Consider the following 18,180-nt stretch of genomic DNA (forward strand, 5'->3'; position numbering starts at 1 on the left):
CCGCCCGGAGGGAGGGACATGGCGACGGCCGCCGTCTCCGCGCTCGCGGCCGCGGGTGGGGCGTTCTGCGTGCGCGTCCACGATGTCCCGCCACCCTTGATGCGGTGCGCATGGCGTCCGCGTACCTCGACTACTACGACCGCGACGTCGACCCGGTCCGCGAGGCCCGGGCCGACGCGGGGCGTGGGTCGCGCCCGTAGAGAATCCGCACACCGGCTCTCGCCCGGGCGAGGCCTGAAGGGTGTCCTTATTGCCGTACGGTGGTTGACCTGGATCTTTTCGATCGCTCAAGTATGGGCATGATCTCTGATCGTGGGTCTGCGACTGCTCTACCTGATCTTCTGCCGACTCCTGGGCTGCCTCCTTGTGCTGGGTCGATCGACCGCGGCGAACAACGCTGAGATCCTTGCTCTCCGCCATGAGGTCGCTGTGCTTCGCCGGCAGGTGGAGCGGTCGCGGCTCTCGTGGGCTGACCGTGCCGTGATCTCTGCTCTCGCCCGGTACCTGCCACCCGTCTTACGTCGCAATCGGCTGGTCACCCCGGGTACCCTGCTGACCTGGCACCGTCGTCTGGTGAGCTGGAAATGGCGACAGGCACCAGCGAGGCCCGGTCGGCCACCGTTACCGGAAGAGACAGTCGCGCTCATCCAGCGCCTGGCAAGGGAGAATCTGACCTGGGGGTACGTCAGGAGCCAGGGTGAACTGCTTCGGCTTGGCCATAGGGTTGCCGCCGCCACGATCCGGCGCGTTCTGCGCCGCTCCGGTCTACCACCCGCACCGCAGCGAGCCTCCCAGCAGACCTGGCGCTCGTTCCTCCGCGCTCAGGCCCACACCCTGCTTGCCTGTGACTTCATGCACGTGGAGACCGTCTTCCTCAAGCGCCTCTACGTCTTCTTCGTCATGGAGATTGCCACCCGGCGCGTCCATGTCCTGGGCGTCACCGCCCACCCGACCGGCGCATGGGTCACCCAACTCGCCCGCAACCTGCTCATGGCCCTCGAAGAGAGGGCGGGGTACTTCCGGTTCCTCATCCGTGACCGGGACAGCAAGTTCACCACCGCATTCGACGCCGTCTTCGCCGGCAACGGCACAGCCGTCATCCCGACACCGCCGCAAAGCCCGCGGTCAAGCGCGTTCGCCGAACGATGGATACGCACAGCCCGTGCAGAATGCACCGACCGACTCCTCATCATCGGCGAACGACACCTGCGTACGGTCCTCACCAGGTACACCGAGCACTACAACTCCGGACGAGCTCACCGCAGCCTCGACCTACGTGCTCCAGACGACGATCCGAACATCATCCCCCTACCCGCCGCCACGGTCAGGCGCAAGCAGGTACTCGGCGGACTGCTCAACGAGTACCACGCCACGCCACCCCGACCGCCTCATCATCCACAGGAAACGCCCAGCTCAGCAGCCTGATCGGAATATTGACACCCTTCAGGGGCTGGGCGGAACGTCTGGTCAGGTCGTACTCCGCGAACTCGGCCGCTGGCACCTTCACCAGCCCCGCGACGTACTCCACTGCGGCCTGCGGAACGTCCTCCAGAAGATCGGGGAACCGGCCTTCCACCTCGAAGAACTTCAGCATCAGGCAGAAGCCGAGCCTCGTCGCCCCGCCTTGTTCGCCACCAAATCCCAGTTGCCGTCCACCAGCGTCCAGCACGCAACCACGCTTTCCGGTGACCACTCCTGCCGCACAATCGCCCCTATTTTCGTCAGCCTCGGGCTTCACTCGGACAGCCCTACGAGGCGACGACAACGGGGAAACGGCATATCTGCCTATCCGAAAGCTACTCGCCGGTTACTTTTCTCCTGGGGGCAGAGGTTAGGAGTCCGGGGCCGATGTCGAGCTGTACGAGGACTGGCCCAGCGGGGAGGGCTGCGCCCGACCCAAGACGGGACCGCGCTCGCTCCTTCCTCCTGGTTCGCAGCGCACGGCTCAAAACCGGTTACGTCAGCGGTATGGCGTTGTAACAGTCTCGGCGGAGGCTCATGGCGCACCTCCGGTCTCCTCAGTAACTCGCACCCCCCACGTGACCGGGTTGACCGAACGACCGCTCCCCGGCCGGCGCGCGCCACGGGGTGCGGATGAGGAGGAATTGATGGCTGCAGAGCAGTCCCCGGCATCCCGCCGTAACTTCCTGAGATCCGTCGGCGTCGCGGGTGGCGCCGGAGTGCTGTACTCGGCGATGGGCGCACTCGGGCTCGCCCCGGTGCCAGACGTGCGGGCGGATGAGTACCGGGCGCCCCAGCGAAGCGACTTCGCGCTCACCGGGCGCGGCGGCAAGAAGGTGCTCGTGCTCGGCGGCGGCATAGCTGGCCTGGCGACGGCGTACGAGCTGGGCAAAGCCGGTTACGACTGCCAGATCCTGGAGGCGAAGGACCGCCCCGGGGGCCGCAACTGGACGGTCCGCGGCGGCACGATGCTGACCGACCTCGACGGGCGTACGCAGACGGCGTCGTTCACCAAGGGCCAGTACATGAACGCGGGCCCGGCCCGGCTGCCGCAGTCCCACGTCACTCTCGAGTACTGCCGCGAACTCGGCGTGGAACTACAGGTGTTCACCAACCAGAACGCCAACGCGTACATCTACCACGAGAGCAGTGCCGCCCTCGCGGGCAAGCCCATGCGCTGGCGCACGGCGAAGGCCGACGTCTACGGCTACCTCTCCGAGCTGCTCGCCAAGGCCACCGACCAGGGCGCCCTGGACGCACAGCTCACCGCGCAGGACAAGGAACGACTGATCGCGTTCCTGCAGAGCTTCGGCGCTATCAAGGGCAAAGCCGACGGCTACGCCTACACCGGCACCGACCGGCGAGGTTACTCCGTCGAGCCGGGCGCGGCCTTCGAGGGCGGCACGGTCCTCGGCCCGGTGCCGACGCTGTCGGACGTCATCGCCAGCGGAGTGGGGCAGCGCTTCGCCTTCGAACTCGGCTACGACCAGGCCATGCTGATGTTCCAGCCGGTGGGCGGCATGGACGCGATCCCGTACGCCCTGGCCAAGGCGATCGGCCAGAACCGCATCACCTATGGCGCCAAGGTGCTGGAGGTCAAGGACCTGCCGGACGGTGCCGAGGTCACGTACAAGGACGTCGGGGGCCGTACCCGCACCCAGCGCGCCGACTTCGTTGTCGCGGCCATGCCGCCGATGGTCATGGCCCGCCTCAAGCACAACCTGGGGACCGACATCACCGCGGCGCTGAAGGACGCCGTCCCGACCCCCGTCGGCAAGATCGGGCTCGAGTACCGCAGCCGATGGTGGGAGACGGACGAGCACATCTACGGTGGCATCACGCCGACCGACACCGACCTGGCCACCATCTGGTACCCCTCCTACGGCTACCAGGGCCGCCGCGGCACACTCATCGGCTACTACAACTTCGGTGCCGACGCCGTCGCGTACAGCGATCTGCCGCACGCCCAGCGCCTTGTACGGGCGGTGAGCCGGGGCGTGAAGATCCACGGCGACAGGTACCGCACCGAACTCGATCACTCCTTCAGCGTGGCCTGGCACCGCACGCCTCATATCGAGGCCGGCTGGGTGGGCTGGCCCTCGCAGACCGGTCCCGAGTACAAGTTGCTCAACCAGCCCGCCGGGCACGTCTACTTCGCCGGCGACTGGCTCAGCCATGTCATCGCCTGGCAGCACGGCGCGTTCACCTCGGCCCGCAAGGTCGTGACCGACATCCACGAAAGGGTGATGGCCGCATGAAGCGACGTACGAAGGTTGTGATCGGTACGGCCCTGACCGCCTCGCTCCTCACCGGCGGCACCGCGCTCGCCGAGGGCAAAGGCTGGTGGCCCGGGCCCAAAGAGGTCCGCGTCATGCTGCCCGAGGGCCAGTCCAACCCGGCCATCGCCACCGGAGTGGCGACCGGCGGTGAGGTGGCGATCTACCAGAGCAGCGGCCTCGGCCCGACCGCGCTCAACCCGTCCGCGCCGGCCGGCTCACCCGAGCTCTACACCGACCCGGCCCTCACTCAGGGCGCCACGGGAGTCACGGTCACCGAGGCCCAGGCACTGGTCGTCCTGCGCAACATCAAGACCAACCTCGAAGCGACGGGCCTGACCCTGGCCGACGTCATCACCATGAAGTGCTACCTGATGAAACCGCCCGGCGTCGAGACCGCCGACTACGCGGGATGGAACCGCGCGTACCGCCAGTACTTCGCCAACATCGACCTCACCTCGAAGGAGGTCGTCCCGGTCCCGATGGGTACCTCCGCCCCCAAGGCACCGCTGGTCGCCAACAAGGCCCGTCCCGCGCGCGCCACGATGGAGGTCGCGTCGCTGGCCGTCAAGGGCTGGATGGTGGAGGTCGAGGTCACCGCCGCGTACAAGGCGCGCTGACGGGCACAGACCCGCGGGGCAACTGCCGCGAGGGGCCGGGCCCGTAACCGGGCCCGGCCCCGAAGCGACGCTGCCCCTGCCGGGCGGCGCCCCCGGTCAGTCGTCGAGGGAGCTGCAGCACTACCTGCGCCAGAGGCTGAACTCCCGCGCCAGCGAGCGCTGGCCACAGCTGGCCCGGGTCCAGATCCGCTTCCGAGCCGGATTCGCCTATGTGGACGGCGAGCTGAAGAACGGCGGACAGCTGTCGCTGTGCCGCCTGCGCTTCGCCGGCGTGCTGCATTCCTGGGGCTTCGCTCTCTACCTCGCCAGCCGAGGCAGCTACGAGGACAACGTGCTACCCAGCGGCCTCCCCATTGGCATCCCCAGGAGTGCCTGGACTGCGCCTGCGGTCTCTACCTCGATAGCCCGGCGACCTGACCTCTCGTGTTTCGCGGTTCTGAGTGATCATGTTCCGGCGGCTGCCCAGGCTGCGAGGACGGCTCGGGTTTCTTCGGGGGTTGCCTGGTAGGGGGCTCGGGGTCGAAAACGTTCTGCGATCAGAACACGTCGGAGCTTGATCACCATGTCGTCGTAGGACGGCTCGTGTGCCGTTCGGAAACTCGTCGCTGCTGGTCAGGCGGCGTATCTGTACTCGTTGATCACGCCGCCGAGTATTCGGGTGTGCAGGAGCCGGTGAGTAGTCGGAGGGCTCATGGGCTTCGGGTGTTCGTGGGCGAGGGGAGGGAGCTGTGCCCGGGCCTGGTGTGGGCGATGACGGTTGTAGTGCTGGGCGTAGGCGTCGAGGATCTGTCGGGCATGGGTTTCGTTCCATATGAGCAGGTGGTCGAGGACCTCGCGCCGCAGGGTTCCGATGACCCGTTCGCATTGCGCGTTCATCCGGGGCGTTCGAGGCGCTGTCGGCACGACCTCGATGTCATCGGCCGCGAAGACTGCGTCGAAGGACTCGGTGTACTTCGCGTCCCGGTCGCGAATCAGGAAGCGCAGCGAGTCCACCCGCACACCCAGCTCGATGGCGCGGTTTCTCGCCTGTTGCACCGCCCAGGGCGCGGTGGGATGGGCTGTCACGCCGGCGATGTGCAGTCGGCGTGTGTCGTGCTCGAGGAACACCAGCGCGTACATGCGGCGCAGGTCGATCAGGGCGACGTATAGGAAGTCGCAGGCGATGATGGACTCGGCTTGCGCGGTCAGGAACTCGCGCCACGTCGGGCCTCCCCGGCGTGGGGCTGGATCGACGCCCGCCGCTGTGAGGATCTCCCAGACGGTCGAGGCGGCCACCTTCACTCCCAGCACGAGCAGCTCGCCGTGAAGCCGCCTGTAGTCCCAGTTCGGATTCTCCCTGGCCAGGCGCAGCACCAGAGTCCGGATGGAGCGCACGGTACGAGGCCGACCGGGTTGCTTGGGCCGTGATGAGGCGGCATGCCGGCGCTTTGTGAGGTCGCGATGCCGGCGCAGTACCGTGTCAGGACGTACGAGCAGTCGCAGACGCCGCAGGGCGGGCAACGGCAGCCGGTGCGGCAGCGCCGCCAGGAACGCCCGGTCGCTCGGGATGAACCGGGCCTTTCCCTTGCCGAGTTGGCGTTCCAGGACCGTGATCTGATGACGGAGAGCCAGGATCTCCGCATCCTTGTCCCGGTCGCTCATCGGCAGCAGACGCAGCAGGGCGAACGCATTCGTCACACCGAGGTAGGCCAGTCGCAGCAGCACGATCGATCATCATCACGTGTGGACCACCGGCTACGCGAGAGCATCTGCACGAGCGACCGTGGCCGACGACCGTGGAGCTCGGTATACCCGCTCTGACCAGGGCGGATGAAATTCTCGGCAAGCGCACCCCTGGATCACCCAGCAAGCGCGGAACTACCTCATGGACCTCGGTGACCGCGCAGAGTCGATCAGATTCCTCATCCGGACCCCGGCGCCTACTTCACCGACAGCTTCGACGCCGTCTTCCAGGCGGCCGGCATACGCGTGATACCCACCCTGCCCGCCGTGCCACGGATGAACGCCATCGCGGAACGCTGGATCGGATCATGCCGACGCGAGGCAACCGACCGCATCCTGATCACCGGAGAACGCCACCTGCGCCTTGTCGTCGGTGAGTACGCGAAGCACCACAACAGACACCGGCCGCACCGATCCCTCGGACAACGGCCACCAGACCAACTCACCAGCCTCGAGCCGCCCATCGCCAGGGACAACACTCGCATTCGTCGACGCGACCGACTCGGCGGCCTTATCCACGAATACTCGCAGGTCGCATAGGGTGACACAGATTCCGGCTCTTGCAAGATTTTCGTGATGCGGTGACGGTCGGTGAGCGTTGTCAGGTGAGTAGGGCTCGTTTGCGGAGGAGTGCGAGGCTGGCGCGGCCGTAGGTCTGGCGTTTGAGCATTTTGATCTTGTTTTCGGTGCCTTCGACCATGCCGGAGTTCCAGTCGAGGGTGAGGCCGGCGGTGACGGCGTTCCAGTCCTTGTCCAGTCCGGTCGCGAAGGCTTTGAGTGAGGGGAGGTCTTGGTTGCGGACCTGGTGCACCCAGGTGTTGAGGTGTCGGCCGTTGCGTCTGGTCATGATCTGGGCGAAGGCCTGGACGTGCTGGTGCAGGGCGTTCAGCTCGGGGCAGGCTGCCAGTGCGGTCTTAAGACGCTGCTGGTCATCGGGGTTCAGGGTGGCGGGGTGGCGCATGATCCAGCCGACGAGCCGTCGGGTTGGAGGCGGGGCAGGTTCCGGGGTGGGCAGGGCTCCGTTCGCTCGGAGGGTGCGCAGGTAGCGGGTGACCAGCCGGATGCTGCACTGCAGGCCCCGCTGGGTGAGTTCCTGGTGGAGTGCTGTGGGCGAGTGGCACCCTTCGGCCCATCGCTGGTGCAGGTAGTCGCGGTGTGGGTCCAGTTTGCTGGGGCGACGACCGGCGGCGTGAGCGAGGAGTTCTTCCACGTGTTCAGCCCGGGCGAAGGTCTGCACGGTTTTGTGGTTCAGCCGCAGCTCACGGGCGATCTCTTTCAGCGCCCAACCCTGCTCCAGCAGGGCATGGACCTCGCGGTAACGGCGGCGGGTGCGCGCCTCCAGCGCTCCTTGAGCGGACAGGGCCTGCGCAGGCAGATCTTCGAGTCCGGTCCGGTCTGCAGGTGTTCGGTCCGTGGCCGCTCGGTGCAGGCATCCGCGGTGGCGGGCGATGTCCTTCTCCACGTGTTGTCCGAGGTTGCGCCACAGGTGCCAGCGGTCCGCGACCTGCACGGCAGCCGGCGCGGCGCGGGTGGCAGCCTCGGCATAGGCACCTGCCCGGTCACGGCAGATGACCCGCACCCCAGGGTGATCCCGGAGCCACGTGGCCAGCGGCTCGGCGTCCCGGCCGGGCAGCAACTCCAGCACCCGCCGCGTTGTCCCGTCCACCAGCACCGTGTCCCACACTCCGCCCCTACGCAGAGCGAAGTCGTCGACACCCAGTACCCGGGGAACCTTCCAGTCCGGGTCCGGCAACGCCATCACCAGCGCTAACAGGGTCACCCGGCTCACCGCCATGTGCAGGACCGCCAGCAGCCTCGCCCCGGCGGACCCGGCCAGTGCCAGCCCCACCGCCTGGAGCAGCCCCAGCAGCAGCGGCGTATAGCGCCCATACCGCACGGACAGCCCGTCCACCTGCTCGGCGAACGTCTGCCGCGGACAGCCAGGCTCATCACAGAACATGCGTCGCACACCGAGATGGATCACGACGGGACGGCCACCGACCGCCACATCGGCCAGACGACGCCGATAGCGACTGTGCACCCGCGTCGACAACACCCCGCAGTCCGGACACGGCAACGCGACACCCTCCCGGGTACGCGCCCAAACCTCGACCTTCTCACCCTCAAGGCTCACCCGCTCCACCAGCACCTTCTCCAGGTACGGGAACACGATGCCCAGCAGCTCGTCACACACTCCGCACGATGACACCAAGATGACGCACTGTCACCCCATCACGAAAATCTTGCAAGAGCCCAGATTCCGGCACCCACAGGATGAGTACGTCCAGCACTACAACGGACGAAGACCCCACCGCGGACAACAACTCCACCCACCACGGCCCGACCACCCCATCGCCGATCCTTCCCACGAGCGGATCAAGCGCTGACAGCACCTCGGCGGCCTCGTCAACGAGTACGAGCGAGCGGCGTAGAAACGCAGGTCATCCCAGGTGACCGTGTTGTGGAACCCCGCAGGCCGATGGGCGGACATCAATGCGCCACGCAAGCGGCGGCACACGGTCACGCACATCTTCCACCGCCTGGCCGAAGAGCACGACGCCAACCTATCTTGGCCCAGTAGTCGGCAGAAGATCAGGCAGAGCAGTCGCAGACCGGCGACACGTGAGCATGCCCATATTCGGGCCATCGAAAAGCCCCAGATCAGCCGCTATGCGGCATTAATGACACCCTTCACGTGTAGCAGTTCGCGCATGTTGCCCCGCAAATACTCGCCGCAAATGCCGTTGGCGGCATTTGCGCGAGGGAGGTTCCGGCTATTGCGGAAGTAAGTGGGTAAGCCGCCATTCTACCTTGATAATATGCTTTCCCTTCCCGTAAGTGGATGTTGACAGTGTCACGCGGCACCGATTGTCTTGTTTTCGTGCTGGTGAACTTCTTCCCGACGCTCGACATCTGGCCTCCTTTTTGGTGCGCGCGTCGGGGCGTGACCCATAACTAGGAAGACGTGAGCCACGCCCGACTTGCGTTACTCGCCGACGATCCGGCTGGGGCGGAAAGGGGTCACCTGGTGAGAGTGCGGAGGGCAGTCAGGGGCCAGGCGAGCGCGCTTTCCACCACCATCCGGTAATGAGTGGTGCATGGGCCTCAACCTGTAAGCCGCAAATACAGGCTCGAGCCGACGCACTTCCAGTTGACGTTCTCAGTGCCCCAGTAGCTACCCCCTCCCCTGCGCCAGGAATTGGAAATGTACGTCGCCGCATACACCCACCTGCCAGCTGCACGCGTCTGCTGTTGGTCACCGCTCACAGCAGTAGCCGTCCGTGTGGAAGTGACACTCGCACTGTCGAGTCCCTGCTGGGTCGCCTGCGCAGGAAGTGCCAGAGCGCCGAGCACGAGCGTCGTGCCGAGAGCTGCTGTCGCCAGAGCATTGCGAATTCGCATGGGTACTCCTTTGGCAAGTCCGGTAGAGAGCATTTCTGAGTGCCCAGCTGGGGATCCGCCGACTGGCACGCGAACGTATACAGTTGACGGCGCCTCCAGTCAGCGTTTGCAATTCCGGCCTGGTGAGGCATGTACATGAGGGGCTGACTGCGTCCGACCCGTTCAAGGACCAGGATGGCTGTGCGACCGGTTAAGGATCGACCTGATTTGGCCTGGCCTGAAGAACGACATACCAGACACGCTCGGTGCTATGCCGCTACGGATTCACTTCACCGCTGAGGACCTGGCCCGCACTCGTGTGGCGGAGGCACCCCGTCCTTTTCTGGAGCTGAACATCGCACTGCGGCAGCTGCAGGACGGCGCCCATCCGGCCCGGTTCGGGCCCTGGAGGCGGGAATCGTTGCGACGGCTGTCGCCAAGGGCGCAGCAGCTGTTCGATCTGGTCCCGCCAACGGGCTGGTCGGTGGGCTTCCTCATTCTCCCGGCGGTTGACGGCGTCGAAGAGGTGCTGGATCAGGTCCGGGCCCTGCCCGCTTCCCGTATCCGCAAGGAGATGGAGGTCTGGGCCGGTCGCAACCATCAGCTGCCCGTGCCGGCCTGGACGCGGTCGCTCGGCAGTGACAAGAAGCTGCTGCTGGAGTTAACCGACACCGCGGCCCACGTGCACCAGCGTGTCATCGCTCCCTACCAGCAGCGCATCGACGCCCTCAGCGCCGCGGACCAGGCACTGCGCAGACGCCAGGCCGCCCACGGCGGACTCCATGCCTTGCTGTCCGGACTCAACCCCCGTCACATCACGTGGAAGCCGCCTGTTCTGGAACTCACCATGCCCAACGGAAGAGACGACGACATCCACCTCGCCGGCCGCGGCCTGCTCCTGACCCCGTCGGTCTTCGGGGCCGCATCCCCCGTACTGGGCGAACACGCCGAACCCCAGCCCTGGCTGACCTACCCCGTCCGCCTCAACGACGCCGACCTCACCCTGCCGCCCACAGACACCGCACGGGCCCTCAGCACCGTCCCCAACTCCCTGACCGCGCTCCTCGGCCACACACGGGCCATCGTGCTGTGGACCATCGCCCACCACCCCGGCTGCACCACAACCGAACTCGCCCGCCACGCCGGTATCTCTCCCGCCAGCGCCAGCCAGCACGCGACCGTTCTCCGCACCGCCGGGCTGACCACCACCACCCGCCACCACAACACCGCCCTCCACGCCACTACCCCGCTAGGCACCAACTTCCTCAACACCACCGCGTAAGCACGCTGCCCCTGATCAGTGCTGAATGTGCCCTTTGTTGTTCAAGCATGGGCAGGGTGAGCGCGACGGTGCCCTGGCGGTGAAGACGGCGAAGCCGGTGAGTTCCATCGCTCCCTCGGGCGTACCGCAATGTGGAGGCCGCCGCCGGGCAAATCTGCGGTGTGGTGGGCAGCGAGGGTGGGTGCGCGGATGGGCGCGGACACTGGGCCAGCGGCCGGCTCACCACCGACCAGGTCCTCGCAACCTTCACCTGCGCCGCCGAGCACGTCACCCGCGACCGGCGGCTGACTCCCGACGGCCTACGCCAGGCCATCGCCGCAGTCCAATGGAGCAGCTCGGTGCCCGCGACCTCGATATCCCCGGAGCCCTGCAGAGGAGGTCGTCCTCGTCCTCGGGCAGCGAGAAAGCCGCTTGGCGGATACGGCCGCTGTTCCTCTGGCGGGTCGTCAGCCGGCGCTGGTCAGCGCAGAGAGCTCCCCTTGGCGATCTGGCGTGGTCAAGGTGAGCGCGACGAGGCCGTGGGCGGTGACGACAGCAGAACCGGTAAGTTCCATGGCTCCGCCGGGGCGTTCCGCAATGTGGAGACGGCCGCAGCCAGGTCCGCGGTGTAGCAGGCGGCGCGGGGCGGGTGTGTGGTGAGCGCGGGTCTTGCCGACCACCCGTTCGTAGGCGCGCAGCTGGAGATGGCGGGGGCCGCGGGTGGTGACGAACTCGACCGTGGTGCGCGTCCATGCCGGTACCGACGTCGACCACCAGGCGCACGAGCACGGGACGCTTCCGCCTACCGGCTGATCCTCGACCGGATCACCCCCGCGTTGGCGGGGAGCACGTCAAGGGCACAACTAAGAGGTCGTAGTCCGTTTCTAGTGGTGGGCGTGGTCCGAGTTGGGTGAGGAAGCCTTGGCATCCGAGGCGGCTGCGTGTGACGTTCATGTCTGGGCCGTTGGTGGGCAGGCCGAGTAGTCGTGCCGTTCGCGGACCCTGAATGCCTGGTCGGGGTGCTGGTTGAAGGCATGCACGATCTGCAGGTAGGCGGTGCCTTGGTCGTGGGGGCCGGACCGGGATCGGATATTCGGTGTTCTGCCCGCCCCATGAGGACACAGATGGTGCGCATGACTTTGGCCACCCCCATATTGCACACCGCTCGCCTGCGACTGCGCACCTTCACCGAAGCCGACGCGGACCCCCTGTTCGCGCTGCACAGCAGCGCCTACGTGCTGCGCTATTGGGACTCCCCGCCATGGACCGAACGGGCCCGCGCCGAGCGCTTCATCGCGATGTGCCGGAAGATGGAGGATGAAGGGACCGGGGCGCGGGTGGCCATCGACCGTGCTTCTGACGGGGCCTTCGTCGGCTGGTGCGGTCTGACCGGATGGAACCCGGACTACCGCAGCGCGTCATTGGGCTACGTCCTCGACGATGCGATGTGGGGACACGGCTACGCGACGGAGGCCGCGCACGCCCTGCTGCAGTGGGCATTCGACACACTGGACCTGAATCGAGTTCAGGCCGAGACCGATACGCGCAACGTGGCGTCTGCCCGGGTTCTAGAGAAGGTCGGATTCGTGCGTGAAGGGACGTTGCGGGAGGACTGCGTCGTGAACGGCGAGGTATCCGACTCGTGGGTGTTCGGGTTGATCAGGCGAGAGTGGCGGCCGGCGGCCGTGCCGATTCCAGCCCGCGAAGAGCGGCGTTAGTCCGTTTCTGGTAGAGACCGCGTCCGGGTTGAGTGAGGAAGCCTTGACGGGTGAGGCGTCCTAGTACTCCAGTCGCAGTTCGCTATCGCTGCTGGTCAGATCCCTGTTTGGGAGTGTACTCGGATGACGCTCTGTCAGGTGGCGGGAGTTCGTGACCTCGGGTGCGGCGGGCCGTTGTGTTTGTCGTGCAAGATGATGTGCGGCCCGATGTCTGGTCGGCGGAACTGGAAGAATTGCTGGTGCGGATCGGTCACCGGTTCGGGCGGGTGGATCTGCGGTGGCGAATGCGGGCCTATGTGCACGGCCTGCTCGGGCCGGTGGGCCGCAAGAACAGCTGGCAGCTGGCCGAGCATGCCGGTCACCGCACTCCCGCCGGGCTGCAGCACCTGCTGAGCCGCGCCTGCTGGGATCCCGACGAGATCCGCGATGACCTGCAGGAATACGTCGCCGAGAGACTCGGGGACCCGGCTGGTGTACTGATCATCGACGACACCGGGTTCATCAAGAAGGGCACGGTCTCGACCGGGGTGCAGCGGCAGTACTCCGGCACCGCCGGTCGCACGGAGAACTGCCAGATCGGCGTCTTCGCCGCCTACGCCACCGTCAGAGGCCGGGCGCTGGTGGACCGGGAACTGTACCTGCCCAAGTCCTGGACCTCCGATCCAGACCGCTGCGCCCAGGCGAAAATCCCCGACGAGCGCGCGTTCGCTACCAAGGGCGACCTTGCGAAGGCCATCATCACGCGGGCACTGGCCTCGCCGCTGCCGATCGCCTGGGTGACCGCCGACTCGGCTTACGGCCAGGAGTGGCGACTGCGCCGCATGCTCGAGGAATCCGGCGTCGGCTACGTCCTGGCCGTGCCGAAGTCCCAGCATGTCCACGCCGTCGGCCGCATCGACTTCGCCATCGCCCAGGCCCCCGCCGACGCCTGGGAACGCCACTCCTGCGGGGCCGGCGCGAAGGGGCCGCGCGTCTACGACTGGGCCGCAGCCCGGCTGCCCGCCATCGACGGCTTCGACGGCGTTGAGCCCACCCGCGACCGGTGGGTGCTGGCCCGCCGCAGTCTGGCCCGCCCGGACGAGATCGCCTACTACCTCGCCTATGCGCCGGCCGGCACTCCCGTCGCCGAACTGGTGCGGATCGCCGGGACACGCTGGGCGATCGAGGAGGCATTCCAGGCCGCGAAGAACGAGTGCGGCCTGGATCAATACGAGGTCCGCCGGTATCCGGGCTGGTACCGGCACATCACCCTGGCCATGCTCGCCCACGCTTTCCTCGCCGCGATGGCCGCCGCCGCGGGGACCAGAAAGGGGGCGGCAGAAACGGTTCTGACGCCCTCGCACCGCTCACCGTGGCGGAAATCCGGCGACTCCTGGCAACTGGCCGCCCCACGCCGACGTGGCACACCGGCCACGCACTGAACTGGTCCCGCTGGCGCCGCCGTCACCAGGCCACCGCCCGCCGCTGCCACTACCACCGCCGCACCCGAGGTCACGAACTCCCACCACCTGACAGAGCGTCATCCGAGTACACTCCCAAACAGGGATCTGACCAGCAGCGATAGCGAACTGCGACTGGAGTACTAGGCCCTTCCCCGCAGGGGCCAGGCCCCGGATGAGTGCTGGAAAGTCCCCGGTGAATGGCCGTGGCCGGACCTGTGAACGCCAGGAGCCGAAGAGCGCCGCTTCGCCGTTGTGCTGGGCGACCCTGAGGCTCAGCTGCGTCTCAGCCAGCGGACCGAGGACGGCGATTCGGGTGCGGGATAAGTCTGCGGACGTGAAGTGGATGCGGATCACTGCGCTTCCCTCGGTCTTCGTTTCAGCCTCAGCGAAAACGTGTGGTCTCAGAAGTGTGCAGGGACGCAACCCTCTCTGGCACAAGCGTTCCGTCTGGCCGGTCCTACTTGAAATTTCGGGCCCAGACCGAATCAAGCCGCGGAGCACCCCGGCTGACGCCCACGCTCGAACAGCCACATCAGTGGTTACACCACCATCTGAAACGGACTCTAGGCAACGAGGAGATTGTCATGGGTAAGATGAACGTCGCACTTATGCTCGGCGGCGCCCTATTACTGGCTGGCACAACCTTGTCGGGGACGGCGACGGCTGCTCCGTCGGCGTGCGGTGGCGTTTCGAGCGCTGAGGGACACGCGGTGATCACCACCTGCGCGTCCTGGCAGATCACCGGCACCGTCTACGACGACAAGGCCGACGGCAGGTGCCCGCGAGTGAGGGCTTACGACAACAACGACAAGTACTACTACTCCGACTGGGCCGGACCTAAGGGAGACAGCAGCCCGGTCGACATTCGGCCGGACAGCGGTGCGTACCTCAAGGGCTACTACATGGCGTACATCGAGTGCTGACCATCTATGGGGCCGGTTTCCGCATCGGGTGAGGCGACAAGCATTGATGTGGCTGGCGGTTCCGGGCCGATCATTCAGCCCCTGAACCGCCCGTACCCTGACCCGGGCTTTGGCCCGGCGGACCATCCGCCAGTGCCTGGAACGACACCCCCAGAGCAGTACACGGCGCCGGGCTGAGCGTCCGGCTTCAGCCGACCACCGCAGGTCGGGCAGATCCGCCCGAGCCGTCGACCGCCGACTCCGGCCGACCCACGAGGCTACGGCTCACCACACCGCCTTCGGGAGGGATCTGGAACAGGCACTGACCTTGTCGTTTATCTGACGAGGTCGAAACGTGCCTCGAACTGGGTCGCTCACCTGGGCATTCGTGGGACGCGCGGGTGGCCTCGGTCTGATCATGTGCTCCGACCAAGGACACACCTGATCAGGCCGAGGCCGTGGAGACGAGTGTGCTGCAACAAGAGGATCAGCAGGAGGCGTTCGCGATGCTGTCACGCCTCCGTGGCGACTTCTACGCCTGTCTGAACGGGCGTGGGGACGCCCTGTTCGAGCTCGCCGATGCTCTGCTGTGTACGGACGGGCCGGTCAAAACGCTGGTCGACCTGGCGCTTGCGCCGGAACATCGCTGTGATCACGGTGCCTTGTACGGCGGCTTGAACAAGGGGCGCGTGGACGTCGCCCGGCTTCGGCGGACGATCGCCGGGCTGCCGCTGCCGAAGGCTGCGGACGGCTGCCTGGTCCTGGCGGTCGACGTCTCGCCGTGGCTGCAGCCGGACGCCGCGACGTGCCCGGGCCGCTCCTTCTACCAGCGTGTGGAAGAGGACCTGACCACCTGAGAGGACGGAATGTGAGCCTCTGCCCGATTCGTCATTGAGTCGGGATCAGGTCTTCTGGTCAGCGCCGCGGCGTGAGATCACTGATGGTGCAGGGCGAACAAGCCGGGCTCGGTCTCGACGACGAGTCCGTTGCCGACCAGGCGCTTGAGCTTGGAGCGCATGCCCTCGATGTGCTTGGCCTCGCCGCCGAGGTCGAGCGTCCGGCACAGGTCGCGGGCGCGTCGCGGCGCTTGGGCGTCGGCGAGGGCGGCGAGGATGTGCTGGTAGGCGGGGTTTTCCGGCAGCGCACGGTAGGCGGGGGGTTCGTCCGGGTCGAGTGCGAGCAGGACCTTGCGGGCGGTGGCCAGGTCTGCCAGTTCGCCCTCAAGCTCGCCCAACTGCCCGGTGAGCTGCGTAATCTGTGCGCGGACCTGGTCGGCTGCGGTGAGTACGGCCTGTTCCCGCGCAGCGATCTTCTCCAGGGTCGAGGCCGTCATCGGCGTGCTCTCCTATGCTCCGCGCCAGGTCGGTGTGGTGGTGCCGGTCAGGCGCCGGGCCATGGTGGCGGTTATGGCCCAGTAGACGCGGGATTCAGAGGAGCGCGGGTCCGACTCGTAGTCGCGCACCAGGCGGCGCTGGAGCATCAGCGTGCCGAGAGTCTGCTCGACCCTCCACCTGATCGGCTGGGGCACGAACCCCTTGTCCTGCGGGTTGCGCTCGACGATCTCGACGTCGATGCCCAGGCCCGCGCCGTGCTCGACCACGGTGTTCTTGAACCCCTGGTCCACCAGCGCCTTGGTGACCGTGGCGCTCTGTGCGGCGACCTTGGTCAACAGCGCGGTGCCGATGGCGTTGTCGTGCACGCTCGCGGCCATCACCACCACCGCGATGATCAGCCCTATGACGTCGACCGCGATCCCGCGCTTGCGGCCTGGCACGCGCTTGGCCGCATCCTTCCCCGTTGTGGACGCGGGCACGTTCACTGCCGCGTGCACGCTCTGCGAATCGAGCACCACCAGGCTCGGGTCCTCCGGCCGCCCGGTCCTCTCCCTCACCTGGCAGCGCAGGATCTCGTGGATTACCTGGTCCAACCCGTCATCGCGCCAGCGGTAGAAGTAGTACTTCACGGCCGAGGCCGGCGGGAAGTCCGCAGGCAGCAGACTCCACTGGCAGCCGGAGCGGTTCTGGTAGAGCAAGGCGTTGACAATCGCGCGCATCTCGTAGCGCCCGGCATGGCCGCTGACCGAGGGATGCGCCGCCTTCCACGCCGTGATCACCGGCTCGATCAGCCAGCGCCCACTGCTCGTCGGTGGTGTCGGTGTAGTAGCCGCGGCGCTCGCTCACCGCGCCAGTCCAGCACTCTCGCTCTTGACCTGCAGCCGGTTCCGGTCGGCGTCACCGAAACGCGCTATGACAAATCAGCGTAAAAACTGTGAATTGGCGCTAGCAGCTGCGCCTGATCCCGACTCAAAGACGAATCGAACAGAGGCTCGCATTCCGCCCTCTGAATGTCACTTATGACGCGGTGCTGAGAGCCCCAGACGTCATGTCAACGTGCTGACCGTCGAGAACGAGTGGTGGAACGTCTTGCAGTCTTGCGGTGCACGATCAGTGCCGCTCGGCAGGCTTTGATGGCTGGGTGTGTTGCGTTGTCCTTGCGACAGGCGGTGATGATGCGGCGGGTGTGGGGTCCGCCGGGGATGTCGAGGAGGACCGCGCGGGGCGGGTTATCGAGCCACAGCAGGTCGGGCAGGATTGCGACGGCGTGGCCTTGCTCGACGAGGCGGCGGTGGACGAGGAGGTCGTCGGTGGCGTAGCGGATGTCCGGTTCGAAGCCGGCATTACGGCAAAGGTCCCGGATCCACTGGCGGGAGGCGGTGCCCGGCGGTTCGACGATCCACGGGCGCTGTGCGACGAGATCCCAGACCTGAGCATGATCGGTTGCTTGGTCGGTGGGGGGCAGGGCGAAGCGTATGGGGTCCAGGCAGAGCTCCTGGTATTCGACCTCGGCGGGGCGAGGGAGGGGGTGGCCGGGGTATTCCTCGGCGATGATCAGGTCGTAGTCGTGCGCCAGCATCTTCGGCAAGGCGATCTCGGGCTCGGCTTGGACTAGCTCGACGCGGAGCCGGGGGTGTTGGGCTTGCAGGATCGTGAGCGCCTGCGGCAGCAGCGCGAGGAGGACGGTCTGGAAGGCGGCGATGCGCACCGTGGTGGTCAGTTCCGTGAGCGACTGCGCGATCTCCGCTTCTGCGGCCTCCAGTTGTCGCAGGACGATGTCCGTGTGTGCGACCAGGATTTCGGCTTGCGGGGTCAAACGGACGCGTCGTCCGATCGGTTCCAACAACTGGACTCCGGCTTCGGTCTCCAGAAGCGACAGTTGTTGGGAGATCGTGGACGGGCTGTAGTTCAGCGCGGTGGCGACGGCGGTGATGGTGCCACGGTGCTTGAGCTCGCGTAGCAGCCGCAACCGGTGCAGGTCGAACACGCCCCCTCCTGATCTTTCGGGTTTCCCGAACGTTAATGCTTGATTTTCTTCACTTTACTGCAACAGTGTGCGATGC

General features: G+C 66.7%; 13 protein-coding genes and 2 pseudogenes. 9 read left to right on the forward strand and 6 right to left on the reverse strand.

What is annotated here, in order from left to right:
• The first annotated feature begins 312 nt into the window (after nt 1-312).
• A complete protein-coding gene (locus ACWY4P_RS45445) occupies nt 313-1,425 on the forward strand; it encodes an integrase core domain-containing protein (protein WP_456206694.1) in 1,113 nt (370 codons plus the stop codon).
• On the opposite strand, the gene ACWY4P_RS45450 is transcribed toward ACWY4P_RS45445, so the two are convergent.
• Nucleotides 1,355-1,669: a DUF4158 domain-containing protein gene (locus ACWY4P_RS45450; protein WP_456206695.1), complete on the reverse strand. Its 315-nt coding sequence runs from the start codon at nt 1,667-1,669 to the stop codon at nt 1,355-1,357. The two genes, ACWY4P_RS45445 and ACWY4P_RS45450, sit on opposite strands and share 71 nt — an antisense overlap.
• 439 nt (nt 1,670-2,108) lie before the next feature.
• Here ACWY4P_RS45450 and ACWY4P_RS45455 point away from each other — a divergent pair, with 439 nt between their 5' ends.
• Together ACWY4P_RS45455 and ACWY4P_RS45460 are read left to right on the forward strand one after the other, a co-directional pair.
• On the forward strand, nt 2,109-3,719 hold the full coding sequence (locus ACWY4P_RS45455) for a flavin monoamine oxidase family protein (protein ID WP_456206696.1): 1,611 nt from the start codon (nt 2,109-2,111) through the stop codon (nt 3,717-3,719).
• Nucleotides 3,716-4,357 (forward strand): Rid family hydrolase, encoded by a 642-nt coding sequence (locus ACWY4P_RS45460; protein ID WP_456206697.1) that lies wholly within the window; start codon nt 3,716-3,718, stop codon nt 4,355-4,357. Before ACWY4P_RS45455 ends, ACWY4P_RS45460 begins: the two co-directional genes overlap by 4 nt.
• A gap of 612 nt (nt 4,358-4,969) precedes the next feature.
• On the opposite strand, the gene ACWY4P_RS45465 is transcribed toward ACWY4P_RS45460, so the two are convergent.
• Nucleotides 4,970-6,061, reverse strand: coding sequence for an integrase core domain-containing protein (locus tag ACWY4P_RS45465; protein WP_456206698.1), 1,092 nt, complete (start codon nt 6,059-6,061; stop codon nt 4,970-4,972).
• Nucleotides 6,062-6,355: 294 nt separating this feature from the next.
• Between ACWY4P_RS45465 and ACWY4P_RS45470 the strand changes: the two genes are divergently transcribed.
• Nucleotides 6,356-6,619 (forward strand): integrase core domain-containing protein, encoded by a 264-nt coding sequence (locus ACWY4P_RS45470; RefSeq protein ID WP_456206699.1) that lies wholly within the window; start codon nt 6,356-6,358, stop codon nt 6,617-6,619.
• A 61-nt stretch (nt 6,620-6,680) separates the two neighbouring features.
• On the opposite strand, the gene ACWY4P_RS45475 is transcribed toward ACWY4P_RS45470, so the two are convergent.
• Complete coding sequence (locus ACWY4P_RS45475; protein ID WP_456206408.1) at nt 6,681-8,273, reverse strand: ISL3 family transposase; 1,593 nt, start codon at nt 8,271-8,273, stop codon at nt 6,681-6,683.
• Between the two features lie 1,458 nt (nt 8,274-9,731).
• On the opposite strand from ACWY4P_RS45475, the gene ACWY4P_RS45480 reads away from it, so the two are divergent.
• The 5 genes and pseudogenes from ACWY4P_RS45480 to ACWY4P_RS45500 form a co-directional block, all read left to right on the forward strand.
• Nucleotides 9,732-10,742, forward strand: a complete 1,011-nt coding sequence (locus ACWY4P_RS45480) for a winged helix-turn-helix domain-containing protein (RefSeq protein WP_456206700.1) — start codon at nt 9,732-9,734, stop codon at nt 10,740-10,742.
• A gap of 1,112 nt (nt 10,743-11,854) precedes the next feature.
• Nucleotides 11,855-12,439, forward strand: a complete 585-nt coding sequence (locus tag ACWY4P_RS45485) for a GNAT family N-acetyltransferase (RefSeq protein ID WP_456213274.1) — start codon at nt 11,855-11,857, stop codon at nt 12,437-12,439.
• A 197-nt stretch (nt 12,440-12,636) separates the two neighbouring features.
• Nucleotides 12,637-13,860: an IS701 family transposase gene (locus ACWY4P_RS45490; protein WP_456213275.1), complete on the forward strand. Its 1,224-nt coding sequence runs from the start codon at nt 12,637-12,639 to the stop codon at nt 13,858-13,860.
• Between the two features lie 605 nt (nt 13,861-14,465).
• Nucleotides 14,466-14,804 (forward strand): hypothetical protein, encoded by a 339-nt coding sequence (locus ACWY4P_RS45495; protein WP_456206701.1) that lies wholly within the window; start codon nt 14,466-14,468, stop codon nt 14,802-14,804.
• Nucleotides 14,805-15,289: 485 nt separating this feature from the next.
• A pseudogene (locus tag ACWY4P_RS45500) lies at nt 15,290-15,607 on the forward strand (transposase); the annotation flags it as partial.
• Nucleotides 15,608-15,717: 110 nt separating this feature from the next.
• Here ACWY4P_RS45500 and ACWY4P_RS45505 read toward each other — a convergent pair.
• The 3 genes and pseudogenes from ACWY4P_RS45505 to ACWY4P_RS45515 all read right to left on the reverse strand — a co-directional run bounded on the left by ACWY4P_RS45505 (nt 15,718) and on the right by ACWY4P_RS45515 (nt 18,104).
• A complete protein-coding gene (locus ACWY4P_RS45505; protein ID WP_456206702.1) occupies nt 15,718-16,116 on the reverse strand; it encodes a hypothetical protein in 399 nt (132 codons plus the stop codon).
• Between the two features lie 12 nt (nt 16,117-16,128).
• Nucleotides 16,129-16,963: pseudogene (locus ACWY4P_RS45510) on the reverse strand (IS5 family transposase).
• 205 nt (nt 16,964-17,168) lie between these two features.
• Entirely contained in the window at nt 17,169-18,104 is a 936-nt protein-coding gene (locus tag ACWY4P_RS45515; protein ID WP_456206703.1) for a LysR family transcriptional regulator, read from the reverse strand.
• Nucleotides 18,105-18,180: the final 76 nt, after the last annotated feature.

It is taken from the genome of Streptomyces sp. LZ34 (assembly GCF_053890475.1).